The sequence below is a fragment of the Pseudactinotalea sp. HY160 genome (genome assembly GCF_009372055.1).
GTDB lineage: Bacteria > Actinomycetota > Actinomycetes > Actinomycetales > Beutenbergiaceae > HY158.
Map to the genome: position 1 here is coordinate 43,899 of NZ_WHMT01000016.1, position 18,255 is coordinate 62,153.

Below are 18,255 nucleotides of genomic sequence, written 5' to 3' on the forward strand. Positions count from 1 at the left end.
GCTCAGCGCAGGAACGCGGCGGCGACGCCGGCGTCGACGGGGATGTGCAGGCCGGTCGTGTGGGTCATGTCCGGGCCGGTGATCGCGTGCACCGCGCCGGCGATGTGCTCGGGTAGCACCTCCCGCTTGAGGATGGTGCGCTGGGCGTAGAACGCGCCCAGGTCCTTCTCCTCGATGCCGTACGTGGCGGCCCGGTTCGCGCCCCAGCCGGAGGCGAAGATGCCCGAGCCCTGCACGACCCCGTCGGGGTTGACCCCGTTCACCTTGATCCCGAACGCCCCGAGCTCGACCGCGAGCAGGCGCACCTGGTGGGCCTGATCGGCCTTCGCCGCGGAGTAGGCGATGTTGTTCGGTCCGGCGAAGACAGAGTTCTTCGAGGAGATGTAGACGATGTCCCCGCCCAGGTCCTGCTCGATGAGCACGGCCGCGGCGGCCTTCGACACGAGGAAGGAGCCCTTGGCCATGACGTCGTGCTGGCGGTCCCAGTCGGCCTCGGTGGTCTCCAGCAGCGGCCTGGACAGCGACAGGCCCGCGTTGTTGACCACCAGATCGACGCCCCCGAAGGCGAGCACCGCCGTCCGTAGGCTCTCGGCGATGGCGCCGGCGTCGGCGACGTCGACGCCCACACCGATCGCGACGTCACTCGAGCCGATCTCGGCGGCCACGGCGACCGCCTTCGCCTCGTCCAGGTCGGCGACGATCACGCACGCGCCCTCGGCGGCGAGCCGCTCGGCGATGGCCCGCCCGATCCCGGAGGCTGCGCCGGTGACGAACGCGACCCGGGTGGCGTGCGACTTCGGCGCCGGCATGCGCGCCAGCTTGGCCTCCTCGAGCGCCCAGTACTCGATCCGGAACTTCTCGGAATCCGAGATCGGCGCGTACGTCGAGAGCGCCTCGGCCCCGCGCATCACGTTGATCGCGTTGAGGTAGAACTCGCCCGCGACCCGGGCGGTCTGCTTGTTCCGCCCGAAGGAGAACATGCCCACCCCCGGCACGAGCACGATCGCCGGATCGGCCCCGCGCATCGCGGGGGAGTCGGCATCGGCGTGCGCGTCGTAGTAGGCCGCGTAGTCGGCGCGGTAGGCCTCGTGCAGCTCCTTCAGCCGGGCGATCGCCTCGTCCACGGGCGCGTTCGCGGGCAGGTCGAGCACGAGCGGCTTGACCTTCGTGCGCAGGAAGTGATCGGGGCAGGAGGTGCCCAGCGCCGCGAGGTCGGCGAGCTTCTCGCGGGCCATGAACTCCAGCACCGCGTCCGTATCGGTGAAGTGTCCGACCTGGCGCAGGTCACGCGAGGCGAGCCCGCGGATCGTCGGGGCCAGCGCCGCGGCCTTGGCCCCCCGTTCGGCCGGCTCGAGCGCCTCGAACCCGGGCACGACCGCACCGAACGGGTCGGGCCTGCCGTGCTCGGCGATATGGGCCTCCGCGGTGCGGATGATCCACAGCGAGTTCTCCTCCGCCTCGCCCGAGGTCTCACCCCAGGCGGTGATCCCGTGCCCGCCGAGGATGCAGCCGATCGCGGCCGGGTTGGCCTCCTTGATCGCGGCGATGTCGAGGCCGAGCTGGAAGCCCGGGCGGCGCCACGGCACCCACACGACCTTCTCGCCGAAGATCGTGGCCGTGAGCTCCTCGCCGTCGGCGGCGGTGGCGATCGCGATCCCGGCGTCGGGGTGGAGGTGGTCCACGTGCGCGGCGTCGACGAGGCCGTGCATCGCGGTGTCGATGCTCGGCGCCGCCCCGCCCTTGCCGTGCAGGGCGTAGTCGAAGGCGGCGACCATCTCGTCCTCGCGTTCGAGGCCCGGATACACCGCCGTCATCGCCCGCAGCCGGTCGAGGCGCAGCACGCACAGGCCCGGCTCGGTCAACGTGCCCAGGTCACCCCCGGAGCCCTTGACCCACATGAGGTCGACGCCCTCCCCGGTGACCGGGTCGGTCTCGGTGCCCTTGGCGGAGGTGTTCCCGCCGGCGTAGTTCGTGTTCTTCGGGTCGGCGCCCAGCCGGTTGGAGCGGGCGAGCAGGTCGGCGACAGTGGGGTTCATGGTTCAGCTTTCTTGGCTTGTGGACGACGTCTGGCTGGGTTGGTCTCAGGCGCCCCAGCTCGCCTGGGTTCCGCCGATGCGATCGGCCTCGATCCGCTCCTGGTAGCCGGAGGCGCGGTGGGCGGCCATCGGGTCGGCGGGCAGGCCCCGGGACTGGCGCCACTGCGCGAGCGCGGGGCGCACGTCGGTGTAGAAGGCGTCCATGTAGACCTCGTTCGCGGTGAGCACGTCGCCGTCGCGTTCGGCGGCGGCGAGCGCGTCGCGGTCGAGGAGCAGGGCCCGGGCGGTCATCTCCTGCACGTTGAGCACGGAGCGGATCTCGCCGGCGATCTTCGCCTCGACGTTGTGGCACTGGTCGATGAGGAACGTGACCTCGGGGTTGTTCAGGCCGCCGCCGCGGATCACCTCGGCGAGGATGCGGAAGAGCTGGAACGGGTCGGCCGCGCCCACGATGAGATCGTCGTCGGCGTAGAAGCGGGAGTTGAAGTCGAACGCGCCGAGCTTGCCGAGCCGCAGCAGCTGCATGACGATGAACTCGACGTTCGTGCCGGGGGCGTGGTGGCCCGTGTCGAGGCAGACCTTCGCCCGGTCGCCGAGCGCGGAGACCTGCGCGAAGGAGGTGCCCCAGTCGGGCACGTCGGTGTGGTAGGTCGCCGGCTCGAAGAACTTGTATTCGAGCACCATCCGCTGCTCGGGGCCGAGGCGGGAGTAGATCGCCTCGAGGGACTCGGCGAGGCGGTCCTGGCGGCCGCGCAGATCGCCCTGCCCCGGATAGTTCGTGCCGTCGGCGAGCCAGACCTTCAGGTCGCGGCTGCCCGTGACGTCCATGACGTCGATGCACTCGTAGTGGTGGTCGATCGCCTTCTGGCGGACCCCGGCGTCGACGTGGGCGAGGCTGCCGAACTTGTACTCGTCCTGCTGGAACGTGTTGGAGTTGATCGTGCCGATCCGCACCCCGTGCTCGCCGGCGTGGTCGCGCAGGTCGGCGAAGGAGTCGACCCGGTCCCACGGGATGTGGAGCGCGACCGCCGGTGCCTGACCGGTGTGCCGGTGCACCTCGGCGGCGTCGGCCACCTTCTCGAACGGGTCGCGCGGGGTGCCCGCGGTGGAGAACACCTTGAACCGGGTGCCGGAGTTCCCGAACGCCCAGGAGGGCAGTTCGATGGCCTGGTCGGCGAGCTGGCTGGTGATGGCCTCAGGAAGCGCAGTCACGATCCTCTGCTTTCTACTTCTCGGTGCGCGGCTGGGCCGCGGCTGTCAATTGGTCCTCGAGATGGAAGATCTCGGTCAGGGGGAGGGCGGCCTGGTCGGGTCGCCCGTCGAGGCCGAGGAAGAATCCCGCCATGGCGGCCTCCCATCGGGCCGTGCGGGGATCCGCCGCGAGCGCCGCCCGGGAGGCTGCGTCGTCGTCCGTCTCGTAATAACCCACGAGCAGACCATCGGGACGCAGAAACAGGGAGTAGTTGCGCCGTCCGCTCGCGGCGATCGCCTCGAGCATCTCGGCCCGGACGCGCCGGTGGGCGTCCACGTACTCGTCGATCCGTGCGGGATCGACCTGCAGCTGGAAGCAGATCCGTTCCACCCCTGTGCCTCCCTGATGAGGTGGTCCGGGCCGGGGGATGCCCGGCCCGGACCACGGTCGACTAGAAGTCGAAGTCGCCGATGTTGTCGGCGTCGAACACGTACGGGTCGCCGAGGAGCACGACGGAGTCGGCCCCGACGGTGTACTCGCCGAGCTTGCCGGCGGTGAACGTGTCACCCTCGGCGCCGGTGATGTCGCCCGCCACGAGCGCCGCGGCGGCGTAGGAGGTGAGGTAGCCGAGGTCCTCGGGGTTCCACAGGGCGAAGGCGGTCACGGTGCCGTCCTCGACGTAGTCGCGCATCTGGTTCGGCGTGCCGAGGCCGGTGAGTGCGACCTCGCCCTTGTACTCGGAGGTGCTCAGGTAGCGGGCGGCCGCGGCGATGCCGACGGTCGTGGGGGAGATGATGCCCTTGAGATCCGGGTTCGACTGCAGCAGGGCCGCGGTCTTGTCGAAGCTCGTCTGGTCGTCGTCGTCGCCGTAGACGACCTCGGTGATGGTCAGGTCGGGGTACTCGGAGGCCGCGTAGGTCTTCATGTCCTCGATCCAGGCGTTCTGGTTCGTGGCGTTGGCCGAGGCGGACAGGATCGCCACGTCGCCGGCGCCGCCGATCTGGTCGGCCACGAGGTCGACCTGCACCTTGGCGATGCCTTCGGCGTCGGCCTGGTTGATGAACAGGTCGCGGCACTCGGCGTCGGTGTCGGAGTCGAACGTGACCACCTTGACGCCGGCGTCGCGCGCCTCGTTCAGGGCGTCGCAGATGGCGGTCGGGTCGTTCGCGGAGATCGCGATCGCGCCGACGCCCTGCTGGGTGAGGGTGTTGATGTAGCTCACCTGGGCGTCGGGGGTGGCCTCGGCCGGGCCGACCTCGTTGAACGTGCCGCCGATCTCCTCGAGGGCCGCCTTGCCGCCCTTGGAGGAGGTGTCGAAGTAGGGGTTGCCGAGGTTCTTCGGGAGGAAGGTGACCGAGACGTCGCCGCCGCCGTCGCCATTGCCGGCGCCGTCGCCGTCGCCGTTCGAGCCTGTGCCGCTCGAACACGCGCCGAGCGCGAGGGCGACGGATGCGGCGAGCGCGGCGAATGCACCTGCACGGATCTTCTTCATGGGGTGTCCCTTCATTGGGTGATGGATGGCGAGGATTCGCCGGGTTCGCCGGTCAGGTGTCCGACCGGGAGGATCTGCGCCACGTGGTTCGGAGTCTCCCGAACCACGCGGCGACGCTGGTCGAGACCACGGAGGCCACGAGCAGGAGTCCGGTGATGATGTTGATGACGTCGGAGGTGACGTTCGCGAGCCGGAGTGCGCTGGCGAGGGCGCCGATGAGCAGCACGCCGAACACGACGCCGTGGATCGCGCCCCGGCCCCCGAAGATGGAGACCCCGCCGAGGAGTACGGCCGCGATGACCTGGAGTTCGAGGCCCGTGGCGTTGTCGCCGCGGGCGCTGCCGTAGCGGAGCGTGTAGTAGATGCCCGCGAGGGCGCTGATCAGGCCCGTGAGCATGAACAGGATGAACTTCGTGCGGTGCACGCGCACCCCGGAGAAGTGGGCGCCCTCCTTGGACAGGCCGATCGCGAAGATGCCCCGGCCGAAGGAGGTGAAGTGCAGCACCGCGGCGAACACCACGAGCAGGGCGAGGAAGAGCAGCGTGACCACGGGCAGGTCCGTGGAGCCGATGTTCGCCTTCGCCAGGTCGGTCCAGAACTCGGGGAAGTCGGTCACGGCGGTGGTTCCGAGGAGCCCGACCGCCAGGCCGCGGAACAGGGCCAGGGAGCCGATGGTGACCGCGAGGGAGGGAAGGCCGACGACCGTGACGAGGAAGCCGTTGATCGCCCCGGCCACGGCGCCCGCGACGAGGGCGAGGATCGCCGCGAGCCCGAACGGCATGCCCGCCTGCACGAGGACCCCGGTGAGCACGCTCGAGAGCCCGACGACGGAGGCGACCGACAGGTCGATCTCGCCCGTGACGATCACGAGGGTCATCGGCAGCGCGATGAGCAGGATCGGCATGTTGTCGAGCAGGAGGTAGCGCAGGGTGATGGGCTGGGAGAAGCCCTGGACCGTGCCGGCGGCGACGAGCACGACCGCCACGAGCAGGGCGAGGATCGCCATCTCGCGGGTGAGGAGCATGCGCTGCCAGGCGGGCCTGGCGTGGTCGGGGATGATCCGGGCCTGGGGCGCCTCGGTGGCCACGGTCGTCATGATTCGTCCCTTTCTCGGGCGAGGCGCAGTTGTCGCTTCTGGCGCAGCTCGAGCACGCGGTCGAGCACGATGGCGCCGATGATCAGGGCACCGACGACGGCGCGCTGCCAGAAGTCGGGGATGCCGAGGATGGGCAGGGAGCGGTTGATCGTCATGAGGAGCACGGCGCCGATGGCCGCGCCGAGCACGGTGCCGGAGCCGCCGAAGATCGCCACGCCGCCGATGACGGCGGCCCCGACCGCCTCGAGCTCCCAGCCGGAGCCGGCGCCGGAGGAGACCGTGCCGTAGCGGGCGGCGTAGAGCACGCCGGCCAGGCCGGCGAGTGCGCCGGAGGCCACCATGACCGTGAGCACCCGGCGGCGCACGTTCAGGCCGTAGAGCTCGGCCGCGTCGGGGTCGGAGCCGATCGCGTAGAACTCGCGGCCCGCCCGGGTGTTCTTCATGTACCAGGCGGCGACCACGAGCACCGCGACGGCGATGATCGTGAGGATCGGGATGGTCAGCACGCGGCCGGTGCCCAGGTGGAGGAACGGTTCCGGCAGGTCGGAGGCGTTGATGCGGCTGCTGCCGGCCCACATGACGTTGACGCCGCGGAATGCGTAGAGCGTTCCGAGGGTGATGACGAGGGAGGGCACCTTCGCGTACGTGACCAGCACGCCGTTGAACAGCCCGAGCGCCGCCCCGAACGCGACGGCGATGAGCACGACCGCGATGATCGGCAGGCCCGGGTGGTCGATGAACAGACGGCCGGTGAGGAACGCCGAGAGCCCGAGCACGGATCCGACCGAGAGGTCGACGTTGCGGGTGATGATGACCATCGCCTGGCCCACGGCCAGGAGCACGAGGATCGACGGGGTGAGCAGCAGGTCGCGCCAGCCGTCGGAGCTGAACAGGAAGTTCTGGTTCGTCAGGGTCGCGGCGGCGATCACCAGGAGCAGCGCGAGCAGGATCCCCAGCTCGCGGGCCCGGCCCGCGTGGGCGACCCGGCGGGTCACGGTGGTCTTCTCGATCGTGGCGGTGGTCATGAGGCCGCTCCTTCCGCGTGGGTGGCCGCGAACATGACGTTCTCGGAGGTGGCGTGCGCGCGGTCGATCTCGGCGGTGATCCGCCCCTCGTGCATGACGAGGATCCGATCGGCCATGCCGAGCACCTCGGGGAGTTCGGAGGAGATCATGACGATCGCCAGGCCCGTGCCGGCCAGTTCGGACAGGAGCCGGTGCACCTCGGCCTTCGTGCCGACGTCGATGCCCCGGGTCGGTTCGTCGATGAAGAGCACCCGCGGGTTCGTGGCGAGCCACTTGCTCAGCACGACCTTCTGCTGGTTGCCGCCGGAGAGGGTGCCGGCGACCGTGTCGAGGGAGTTGGACTTCACCTCGAGTCGGCGGGCCCAGTCGCGTGCGCTCGCGTTCTCGGTGCGGGTGGCGATGAGGCCGAACCGCGCGAGGGCGGTGCGGATCGCGAGGGTCATGTTGCGTCCGACCGAGGCGTCGATCACGAGCCCCTGCTTGCGCCGGTCCTCGGGCACGAGCGCGAGCCCGCGGGCCATCGCGGCGGCCGGATTGCCCGGGGGGAGCCGCGTGCCGTCGACCGTCACCGCGCCGGAGTCGTAGGGGTCGACGCCGAAGACGGCGCGCGCGACCTCGCTGCGGCCGGCGCCGACGAGGCCCGCGAGGCTGACGATCTCGCCGGCCCGCACGGTGAAGGAGATGTCGGAGAAGGTGCCGGCTCGGGTGAGGTGCTCGACCCGGAGGATCTCCTCGCCGACCGCGGCCGGTTGTTTGGGGAAGAGCTCGGTGACCTCGCGCCCGACCATCTGCCGCACGAGTTCGTCGACGCTCGTGTCGGCGACCGGGGAGGTGGCGATGTAGCTGCCGTCGCGCATGACGGTCACGACGTCGCACAGGGCGAAGATCTCGTCGAAGCGGTGGGAGATGAAGACGAGCGCGCGGCCCTCGTCGCGCAGGCTGCGCGCGATCGCGAAGAGCCGCTCCACCTCGACCCCGGACAGCGCCGCGGTGGGCTCGTCCATGATGAGCAGGGAGGCGTCGAGGGAGACGGCCTTGGCGATCTCGATCACCTGCTGATCGGCGATCGAGAGGCCCTCGGCCGGACGCTCGGGATCGATCGAGACGCCGAGCCGGTCGAAGAGCTCGGCGACCTCGGTCCGCATGGCGGCGCGGTCGATGCGGCCGAACCGGCCCACCGGCTGGCGCCCCATGAAGATGTTCTCGGTCACGCTCAGGTCCGGGAACAGGGTCGGCTCCTGGTAGATCACCGCGATGCCGGCGCCCTTGGACTCGGCGGTCGAGGTGAAGTTCACGTCCTCGCCCTGGAAGGAGAACGTGCCGCCGTCGCGCTGGTAGAGGCCGGCGACGATCTTGACGAGGGTCGACTTGCCGGCGCCGTTCTCGCCGACGAGGGCGTGGATCGATCCTCCGTGGACTTGGAGCGAACCGGAGCGCAGCGCGACGACCGGGCCGAACGACTTGCGGATCTGCTGCAAGTCGAGGACCGGAGTCGGCGGTGGAGGGGGAGTGGTCGTCATTGATCCTGATCACTGTCTAGCGGATGGACACCATGTCTCGTGGAGAGACGCTCTATGAATCGTTTCATGGAGTGATGGTGCACACTGTCGCACGACCGATCCGCAGGCGTCAAGACGACGGCGCGGACCGTGACCTGGGTGTTACCCTTCCCGGCAGTTGGTCGGGTGAAACGATTCGAGATGAGGATGGCGATGGCCGTAAGCGTGCGGGATGTGGCTGCCTTGGCGGGGGTGTCGGTCGGCACGGTCTCGAACGTGCTCAACCGGCCCGAGAAGGTCGCCCCGGCGACCGTCGAGCGCGTGCAGGGGGCGATCGGCGAGCTCGGCTTTGTGCGCAACGACGCCGCCCGGCAACTGCGGGCTGGGCGCAGCAGCACCCTGGCGATGGTCGTGCTCGACGTCGCGAACCCGTTCTTCACGGATGTCGCCCGCGGGGCGGAGGAGCGGGCCGCCGAGGACGGCCTCACCGTGCTGCTGGGCAACAGCGACGATCAGGCCGAGCGCGAGGCGCTCTATCTCGAGCAGTTCGAGCAGCAGCGCGTCCGGGGCGTGCTCATCACCCCGGTCGCCGAGGACATGCCGCTGCTGAGACAGCTCCGCGAGCGCGGCACGCCCGTGGTGCTCGTCGACCGGGAGGTGGGGGACCGCACGTTCTCATCCGTCGCGGTCGACGACGTCGCCGGGGGCCGGCTCGCCGTGGAACACCTCCTCGACGGTGGGCGTCGACGCATCGCCTACGTCGGAGGGCCCGTGGGGACCCGGCAGGTCATCGACCGCCTCAGTGGTGCCCGGCGCGCGGTCGCCGCCGTCGACGGGGCGAGCCTCGAGACGGTCGAGACCAGGGCGCTCACCGTTCACCAGGGCCGCGAGGCGGGCGAGGCGATCGCCGGCCGCGACCGGGCCGACCGGCCCGATGCGATCTTCGCAGCGAACGACCTGCTCGCCATCGGGGTGCTCCAGGGCCTGCAGCGATCCGGGGTGGACGTGCCGACCGAGGTCGCGCTCATCGGCTACGACGACATCGACTTCGTGCAGTCCACCGTCGTGCCGCTCTCCTCCATCAAGCAGCCCGCCCACCTCATCGGCCGCACGGCCGTCGAACTGCTGCTGCAGGATGCCGCGAGCACGGGAGCGGCCCCCGAGCAGGTCGTCTTCGACCCGGAGCTCGTGGCACGGGAGTCGACGCAGACGACCTGAGTCGATCGGAGGTATCGCTCCTCCGCCGTTCCGGGCCGCGCTGTCAGCTCTTGACGCCCCCCAACCCACACGCTAGTCTCGGAAAGACGTCAAATTTAATCGATTCAATGACGACGATCGATCGCTTGACGAGGCGTCGACCACGGAGGTCGGCGCGAGGCTCACGTCTCCAGGCGTCAAGTGAATCGTATCAATTGCGGAAGTCGGACCACCGAAGGTCCGACGGCGAACGGAAGGACGGAGAAAGGACGAAGGTAGGGCGTCGAACCGCAGGATGCGTCGACGCTGGAGTCGCAACGATCGGGCGCTGCCGGACTGGGAGTGCCCGGAAGGTCTTCGACGACGAAGAGAGAGTGGATCAATGAATATCGTGAGAAGTCGCGCTCTGAAGAGAGCGGCTTGGCTGCCTGCGGGAGCGCTGGCATTGTCGATGGTCGCGGCCTTGCCGGCCACGGCGGACGACGTCGCGTCCGATGTTGGGTTGCCCCCGGCGGCGGATCCGGCAGTGTCGGCGTTCGCCCAGCAACTAGAAGACGACTACATCGACCCCGACCGGGTCTACAGCACGGACGTCCGCTGGTGGCTCGGCGACGCATCGCACACGGACGAGACCCTCCTCGAGGAGATCCAGGCGCTCTACGATGGTGGCTTCCGCGGAGTCGAACTCTGCATGCAAAACGACAGTGCGGCGTCCGATCAGGTTTATGGGTACGGCACAGAGATGTGGGCCCACAAGTGGAACCTGATGATGAACAAGCTGCTCGATCTGGGCATGGGTGTCTATCTGACATCAGGGACGAATTGGTCCACATCTAATGTTCCCGGACTGGACCCGACAAGCCAGTCCGCGATGCAGAACCTCACCCTCGGCACCGCAACCGTCCAGGCCGGGGAGTCGGTCGACGTGTTGCCGACCCCCGCAGCGAATGCGCAGCTCGATGGTGCCTCATTCGTGACGGCATATGCCTACAGGATCGTTTCTGACAACACGGTTGACACAGGAAGCTTCGTGGATCTTGCCCCCATGCTCGAAGAGGGCGAGACGGTGTGGGAACAATCCCCTGACTGGGACGTTCCGACTGACGGCGACTACCGGATCTTCGCGCTCTGGACCCAGGGGACCTACCAGACGTCAAGCCCGGCGAATGAGCCGAGCTACGCAACGAACTACTTCGATGAGCGTGGTGTCGAGGCGCTGAAGTCCTTCTGGGAGGATCACTACCTGGCTGACCCTGAGCTTCGAGCGAAGATCCTGGAAGGCGACGTCCAGCTGTTCATGGACTCACTCGAGATGAGCACGGGCCGTGGATTCACGTGGTGGGCTGAAGACATGGCTGAACAATTTGAAGAGCGGAAGGGGTATGATGTTACGCCGTACCTGTTCCTCATCGACGGGGTCGGAAATGTGTGGAACAACCCGTACCATTCGGTCGCTACAGCCGGCAAGTACCGGCTGGACGGTGACGAGGATCTTCGCCAGCGGGTGGTGAATGATTATCAGGATGTCCTCACCCAGTTGTACCGGGAGCGAATGCTGCAGCCTCTGAAGACGTGGCTCAACTCTGTCGGGATCGAGACTCGCGCGCAGATCTCCTACGGGCAGCCGATTGAGATGTCGGAGCCCGCGATGGACGTGGACTACCCCGAGACGGAGAACCGGAACCAATACAACCAGGTTGACATCTTCAGGTATTGGACTGGCGGTGCGAAGCTGGAGAACAAGGTCCTCTCGTCGGAGACGACCGCTCTCACGTTCGGCGCTAATGCGACACAACAGCTGCGACTTCAAGACGCCTACTCGCAGTTCGCGTCCGGCATTCAGCGGACGATTTGGCATATTTGGAGTGCGGGTTACGGATACGGGAAATATGAATGGCCCGGATACGAGACTGGTGGCTTCGGGGGCGGCTTCGCTCTCATGGCAGACCGCTTCCCTGCCGCGGAAACATATGACGAGCTGAATGCCCACCTGGGACGAGTTCAGCAGTTGATGCAGACTGGCAAGGCGCGATCTGATGTCGGCTTCGTGCAGCAGAAGTTCGTGCACGGGATGGCATACGGCGGCGGCACCGGGAGTGACAACCGTGCGATGAACTGGCAGCTCGCGCATCAGGGTGTGCAGTATCGATCCACCGAATTGCAGGACAACGGTTACACGTACGACTACTTCAGTCCGCGATTCCTCTTTGATGACGACGTGTACTTTGACGAGGGGTCCAAGACGATCGAAAAGGCCGGATACAAAGCCATCGTATTGTATCAGGACTGGCTCGATTTCGCAAGTGCTCAGCGAATCCTCGATTGGGCGAAGAAGGGTCTCAAGGTCGTCATCCTAGAAGACGCCGCCGCGCGTACCCCGTTCAACGATGGGAAGGACGGAGCGCTTGCCAAAATTGTGAACGAGTTGAAGGGGTTGCCTACTGTCCGACAGGCGACGGTCTACGATAACATCGACTATTTCAGCACGCAGCCGGGTGGATACAACGATAACGTCATTGAGAAGCTGCAGGAGCTTGGCGTGCATCCGTATACTGGCTATTCGGAGCTGAATCAGCAGCTGCTGACTCAGACAAGGGTGGACGACGCTGGCAATCAGTACCTGTACGCCTACAACTATGACGACGGTTCGTATCGGAGCAAGAGTCTGAGGCCTGAAGTTCGAAACGCTCCGAACCCCGGAGGTAATATCTCAACAGATATTGAAATGCAGGGAACATTTGTTCCCTACATCATCGATGCGTGGACCGGGGAGGTGACCGAGGTCGCCGACTATCGATGGGTTGATGGGAAGACAATTGTGCCCTTCAGTCTGGACTACAACGACATTAGTCTGATGGCATTCGAAAAGGTTGACGATGCGAGATTGCATGTGACGGACACCTCGGGTGATTCGGCTTACCCTGTACAAGGAGGCATTGCAGTCCGTACGACGGAATCCGGCGAGTTGACTACTGAGCTGAGTGACGGGCGATCGTTCCGCGACAGTGTCACGGTTCCCGAGCGCTTTGATGTCCGCGACTGGGATCTGGCGGTGGAGTCTTGGCGGCCAGGCGAAGTGACGGGCGACCTGGTCCGCACGGAGACGATCGACGGAGTCACGACGATCAACCGGAAGACCTCCACAGAGGTCACGACAATTGAGGTTGAACTCCCTGAACTGACGACATGGGATGAGATCCCTGAGGTTGGCCAGGCGGTTTCCGGAGTGGGACACTACCAGGCCACGTTCGATTGGGAAGCTGACTCGGCCACGGGCGCGTATCTCGACTTCGGTCGCTCCTTTGAGGAGAGCATGGAGGTGTGGATCAACGGCACCAAGGTTGGCGGTGAGGTGAGCACGAATCCGACGAAGGTCAAGCGGGACGTCGGCGGAGTCGGCAAGCCGACGATCGACAACGGTCTCGGTGAGCAGGTTCCTCTGGTCGGAGAAGACCTCTCCACCGGTGGTGTCAACTGGATGCGTCCTCTGGTCGACATCGGTCCGTACCTTCAGGATGGCGACAACGAGATCGAGATTCGGTACTACTCGGCATTGTCGAACGTGCAGTTGGATCGAGGTGTCGCCCGTGTCACGGAGAATGCCAGTGGCTGGTGGAACTACGACATCGACTACCTCTCGTTCGGACCGGAGCAGGCCGTTGTGATTCCGTACGTGGATCAGGAATACGTCGAGGACGACGACTCGGCGGAGGCCGGCTCCGATGGTTCTGGCGACGATTCTGAGGCAGATTCCAACGGTGGCTCGGACGGCGCTGGAACTGATGCATCGGGTGACACGGCCGGTGCAGAGGCGAGCGCCGGTTCTGACGGCGGCGGCGACGACAGCGTGGGTGACGACTCGTCTGCAGTGGACGGGTCGGCTTCTACGGCTGCGGACTCTGACTCTGAGTCGGACGCCGGCGCGGCCGACGACGCTGGTGTCAACGCCGACGGGTCCACCGGTGGCTCTGATTCTGGAGCCTCTGGGGCGACGAACGGTTCCGACGCCGTTCCGCAATTGCCCGACACGGGCGGCTCGAGTCAGGCGGGTCTCATCGTGGCGAGCGTGCTGCTCCTGCTGAGCGGCGCCACCGCCGTGGTCGTACGACGACGGCGCCACACGGCGTAGTCGGCGTCGCGCCTCATCAGGGTGCTCGGTTCGTTCGATCGAACGAATCGAGCACCCTGATGTGTGCCGGTTCTCGGGTGCATTGCCGGGACGGGTTGCAGCCGGCGTCGTAGGGCATAGCCCTCCTCGGAGCAGCGGACTCTTCGGACTTGGGGCTGGGGATCAGGGCTTGAGTCCTGGGATGATGAGGAGCGACGTCGGTGGCCGGACGGATTTCGGTCGCCGTGGGCGAGGCGTCGGTGGAGTTCGATGAGGGCATTGGAGGCCTCGGTGGCGCTCTTGATGGACCGGGCTCCGGTCAAGTAGGCCAAGAACGCGTCGTTCCATCGGCGTAGAGTTCGGTCGAGGCACGCCATCTTGAGTACTCGGCAGGGGGGAAGTGCCTCAGAACCCGCTGGGTCTTCTGGATGCGATACAGCAGGTCAGCCGTACGGCCGCGGCAGCTCGTGGATCCCTGCTGGAGGCGGCGCCGGTCTTCATGGACGGCCCGGGGGTGTTCGACGACGTCGGAGGCGTCAAGCACGGCGGTGGCATCGGTGAGCCAGTCAGCGTAGACCTAGTTCCAGTGCCCCGGGACCAGATCGAGCAGCCGGACGTGGACGTTGCCCACGGCTTCGCGGGTCAGGCCTCCATGCCGGCCATCTCCTCGACGCGGCGGTGCCCGGGGTCGACAAGGTGCCAGATGCGCACATCGACCCCGAGGGCGACCACCCTGATGAAGCGACTCGTCGACGGCCAACTCCACCAGGCGAGGCCTGATCGCGCGCCACAGCTTCTTCCAGGCCACACCCAACTGGCAGGCCAAGCCCTGGACGGTCGCGTCCTCGCCGCGTAGCGGGCCGATCGCCCGCCTCGGCACGAGGACGACCGGTACATCACGCAGCTCATGCAGCCGACGTCTCCGGCTGGGCACCATGACCCGCAGGTCGAACAGCTCATCGGCTGCAAGGGCGCGAAGACCATGATGGTCAACAGCGTCTCGGTGCACTCCACGGTCTGCACATGTAGGTGAGCGATACCCAGGAGCGTGTCATATCGCGCCGCGGGATGGGTCCGTGGGGAGATCGCTACGCGCTCCCGCGGCGACGACAACGGGGGAGGCCCGGACGACAGCATGTCCGGACCTCCCCCCATTGCTTCAGGATCAGTCTTCAGCGTCGAGGAGCGAACGTGAGCGCCTTGAACGGCTGATCACGACCGCTGCCCCCAGGATCAGAGCCATCATGGCCGTGACCACGAGAGGCATACCGTCCTGAATGCCTGTATCAGGCAGTGCTCCGCCAAGGTCTGGGCTACCTGAACCCGACCCTTGCCCTGCTGCTCCGCCGCTGCCGTCCGTGGCACCCGACTCGCTACCGCCAGTGGAATCGCTATCGCTCGCACTGTCGGTACCGGTATCACTGCTCCCACCAGTCTCCGAGTCCGTATCGGCGTCGCTATTCGACTCGCCACCCGGCTCGTCGCTTTCCAGCCTCACCAGAGTGTAAGGAATGACGTCGACATCACCAACGAGGCCGTATGCCTGCGCGGGGCCGGCCGTGCGGTACCCGCGCGTGAGAAGTCGGTTCGTCAGGGTGGACGCGACCGTGATCTCCACATCGTTCGTTCCGGGCACCGCAGCGTCCGAAATGTCGACTCGGAGTGTTCGCAGGTCGAGCCCCTCGACCCGTGTCCCGTTGACAACTACCTCGGCGCTACCACCACTGGTTGAGGACAGCTGGAGCGTGGCACCATTTTCCTCTGACCAGTTCTCAGGAAGCTCGAAGCTCGTCTGATACGTGCCGACCCCAGAGACGTCCGACATGGCAGGGTCCTCACCAGAGAGCGTGGAGAGTTGCTCCTCAGATGCCGGCAGCTCCAGCCACGGCTTCAGGTCGCTGTCCGGAAACTCGAGTACGGTCTTCTTCGTCGTGAAATAGGCCTCGCGAGTGGTGTGACCGAATTTCTCCTCCGTGTTGATGACCTGTTCGCCCTCATTCCAATCCTCGATGGAGATATCCCATTTGTCCAATGAGATGGTGTCGGGAACGGAGACCGGAGTCTCCACAACACTGCCATCTCCCAACACCGTGGTGTAGGTGCCCGATTCCTCCGCAAGCACGTAAGGCGACCCGTCAAGCTCCTGCACTCGAGAGGCATCGGAAGATCGCACCGTGGCTGTCGCATCCGGGTTGTCGAGGTCGACGGCGATGAGTTCCGCTTCGCCCGGCTTGAGCGTGATCTCTACCTCGGTACGTCCGGCCGAATGCTCGAACGTTGGCATCGCGGAGATGTCGCCGGTCCAATCATCGATGGTATAGGGCTTGCCGAGTCCATCCATTGACAGATCGAAGGCCGTAGTTGGGTCACCCGCATCCTTCTTGAACTTGAAGGAGTACGCGAAGGTGTAGAGCACATTTTCGTCCGGGTCGAAACGCGAGATGGTCATGAGCTTATCGGTCGGGGCGCCGTACTCGACACGAGGCTCGACGCCGAGGTCGGACAGTGCCGCCATCGTGGCGCTCTGATTGTCGACGACCCGAACATTGGGGAGCGCCTTGATCTGCTTCACAATGTTGGTGAGCTCACTGAAGTCGTCATTGAGGAATCGGGTCGTGGAAGCGGCCTCATCGTATGAAATCTCCGGTCCCTGATGGGTGCGGATCTCCGACGTGTTATTCACGAAGAGGATGGGGAGCCCGTCCTCGGCTATCTCGAGCAACCTCTCAGCGCTACTGAGTTCGAGTGAGTCTTGATAGAGGATGACCGCTTGGTAACCCGGGCCGTCGGGCTGCAATTCGGTTGAAGACCACGAGACATTCTCTACGTCTTCAAGCAATTGCGGCGAGAAGTAGTCGTAAGTGTATCCCTCGTGCTGGAGTGACAAATCCTTCCAGAAGTACGGCTTGTCGTTCATGAAGTAGCTGTTCTCCGGAGGCGTGTAGTCCCGAGGCTGCCCGTATGAAATAAAGCGGTTGTCCGTACGGAGGATTGCGATGTCGCGTTGAGGCTGTCCCTGGCGGAGGACCTTTTGATTGCGACCGAGCATCTCAGTCCACTCGGGATAGAACTGGGCCGCCGGCTGTCGGCTGTTGAATCGATCAGAAAAGATCGAGTACATGCCCTCATGTCCGGGCCACTGCGTTGCCGATTCAGATCCTTCGATGCCCGAATAGCCATGGAAGACGGTGCGGTTGACACCGCCCGCGAATTGCAGGTAGGAGATCTGAGTCCAGTGATCCATATTGTAATAGTAATTGTGGCCGCCTACGGCACCTGTCTCGCTCGAGAACGGGAGTCCGTACATGTTCGCGGAGCCGAGCATCCCTCGGTAGACGTCGAGATCACCGTTCTGAGCGAAAGTCTCGGTCTCGACGCCATCGAGGTACTTTGCAGGTGTGGAGATTTCGAATTGCATTCCATATGATGGTTCCGCCCTGAGTGTCATGCCCTTCTCGTGGAGCCACGACTGTAGGGGCTTCAGAACGTTCTCCTCATAGAGTTCCGAGAAGGTCTGGTTCAGGTCGTTCCGGATCTTTTGGACCGTGTCGCTATACTCAGTCGTGGCCGGATTGTAGTCGTACATCACCGGTACGTCGGAATCGTGGCGGCCGCGATCCCAGGTAGCGACCGGGAGGTACGGGGTGACGTCGTACCCACGACGCTGCTGGAACTCCTCTCGGAAGTGATAGCCCCAGAGGAGGCCGGCCGTAGCGAAGCTCTCGGTCTCGAGTGAATCCATGTAGATTTCGCCCCGACCGTTCTGTTGAATCTGTTCGAGAAGATCGGGAGTGAATAGATATTCCTCCCAATAGTCCTTCATCGCGTCAACGCCGTATCGATCAATATAATTGATCGTATAGTTCGTTGCGACAGAGGGCTCCGCGGTCTGACCGGAGCCGTGCATCCAGTACGCGAACAGGGCATATTGGCCATCGTCTGGAGCTGTCCAGGTGATGGAGGCGGGCTCTCCGTCGGCGACCTCGTAGGTAATGTCTGTCAGCGATTCGAACGCCAGCGTCCCGGGCTCTGTTCCCTCGTCGAAGTCGTAGTCCTGACCACTCTCTGGGCGTGCTTCGGTGAGCCTGGCTGCTACGACGGCTTCGAGGGTGAAGGTGTGGGCGTCGGCCGCGTCCTCGGTGAGCGGAGGCTTGGGGAGCGTGCCATCGAAGGTCTCGCCGGGATCTAGTGGTGTGTCTCGCAAATAACTAGGCATTTCCCGGTACTCTTGCTGTATGAGCGCACCAGCAGCCCCGCCGTTGCCGATGTCGGACAGCCAGCGGGCCACCTTGGAGCAGTTGTCCCGGTCCCAGAGCGCCGCGCACCGGCAGGTGCAGCGTGCCAAGGCGTTGCTGCTGGCTGCGGACGGGGTTGCCAACACGCGGATCTCGGCCGAGGTGGGTGTGACGCCGGTGACGGTGCGAGCGTGGCGGGAGCGGTTCGCCGAGGACGGCCTGGCCAAGCTGGGCGAGGTTCGTGACGGTGTTAACCGTCTCGTTATTTGACGATGTAGACGTCACTGTGGTTGACCAACGGCGGAGGGCTGGTGGTCGTCGCCGTGACGGCGTGCTCGTCATCGGTGACGGACTTGTCTAGCCGCGTGGGCCCGC

10 protein-coding genes and 1 pseudogene are annotated in these 18,255 nt (G+C 65.7%); 3 read left to right on the forward strand and 8 right to left on the reverse strand.

The annotated features are described in order from the left end of the window. Positions 1–2: 2 nt before the first annotated feature. The 7 genes from GCG21_RS12955 to GCG21_RS12985 all read right to left on the reverse strand — a co-directional run bounded on the left by GCG21_RS12955 (position 3) and on the right by GCG21_RS12985 (position 8,361). The gene (locus GCG21_RS12955; protein ID WP_152910107.1) at positions 3–2,036 is read right to left on the reverse strand and encodes a bifunctional aldolase/short-chain dehydrogenase; all 2,034 of its coding nucleotides are present in this window, start codon (positions 2,034–2,036) and stop codon (positions 3–5) included. Positions 2,037–2,081: 45 nt separating this feature from the next. Beyond that, on the reverse strand, positions 2,082–3,251 hold the full coding sequence (gene rhaI / locus GCG21_RS12960; RefSeq protein ID WP_370517514.1) for an L-rhamnose isomerase: 1,170 nt from the start codon (positions 3,249–3,251) through the stop codon (positions 2,082–2,084). Between the two features lie 10 nt (positions 3,252–3,261). Next, positions 3,262–3,618: an L-rhamnose mutarotase gene (locus GCG21_RS12965; protein WP_153878450.1), complete on the reverse strand. Its 357-nt coding sequence runs from the start codon at positions 3,616–3,618 to the stop codon at positions 3,262–3,264. Between the two features lie 61 nt (positions 3,619–3,679). Continuing rightward, positions 3,680–4,720: a rhamnose ABC transporter substrate-binding protein gene (gene rhaS / locus GCG21_RS12970; RefSeq protein WP_152910108.1), complete on the reverse strand. Its 1,041-nt coding sequence runs from the start codon at positions 4,718–4,720 to the stop codon at positions 3,680–3,682. A 52-nt stretch (positions 4,721–4,772) separates the two neighbouring features. Next, positions 4,773–5,816 (reverse strand): ABC transporter permease, encoded by a 1,044-nt coding sequence (locus tag GCG21_RS12975; RefSeq protein ID WP_152910109.1) that lies wholly within the window; start codon positions 5,814–5,816, stop codon positions 4,773–4,775. After that, positions 5,813–6,841, reverse strand: a complete 1,029-nt coding sequence (locus tag GCG21_RS12980) for an ABC transporter permease (protein ID WP_152910110.1) — start codon at positions 6,839–6,841, stop codon at positions 5,813–5,815. The genes GCG21_RS12975 and GCG21_RS12980 overlap by 4 nt, the downstream gene beginning before the upstream one ends. Next, positions 6,838–8,361, reverse strand: coding sequence for a sugar ABC transporter ATP-binding protein (locus tag GCG21_RS12985; RefSeq protein WP_152910111.1), 1,524 nt, complete (start codon positions 8,359–8,361; stop codon positions 6,838–6,840). Before GCG21_RS12985 ends, GCG21_RS12980 begins: the two co-directional genes overlap by 4 nt. A gap of 192 nt (positions 8,362–8,553) precedes the next feature. On the opposite strand from GCG21_RS12985, the gene GCG21_RS12990 reads away from it, so the two are divergent. Both GCG21_RS12990 and GCG21_RS12995 read left to right on the forward strand, forming a co-directional pair. Then, entirely contained in the window at positions 8,554–9,558 is a 1,005-nt protein-coding gene (locus GCG21_RS12990) for a LacI family DNA-binding transcriptional regulator (RefSeq protein ID WP_152910112.1), read from the forward strand. A gap of 361 nt (positions 9,559–9,919) precedes the next feature. After that, positions 9,920–13,666 carry a glycosyl hydrolase gene (locus GCG21_RS12995; protein WP_194165090.1) on the forward strand — a complete coding sequence of 1,249 codons (3,747 nt, stop codon included), beginning with the start codon at positions 9,920–9,922 and terminating at the stop codon, positions 13,664–13,666. Between the two features lie 1,144 nt (positions 13,667–14,810). Here GCG21_RS12995 and GCG21_RS13000 read toward each other — a convergent pair. Next, positions 14,811–17,861: a glycosyl hydrolase gene (locus GCG21_RS13000; RefSeq protein WP_152910114.1), complete on the reverse strand. Its 3,051-nt coding sequence runs from the start codon at positions 17,859–17,861 to the stop codon at positions 14,811–14,813. A 19-nt stretch (positions 17,862–17,880) separates the two neighbouring features. Here GCG21_RS13000 and GCG21_RS13005 point away from each other — a divergent pair. Then, positions 17,881–18,138, forward strand: a pseudogene (locus GCG21_RS13005) (transposase); the annotation flags it as partial. Positions 18,139–18,255 lie beyond the last annotated feature (117 nt).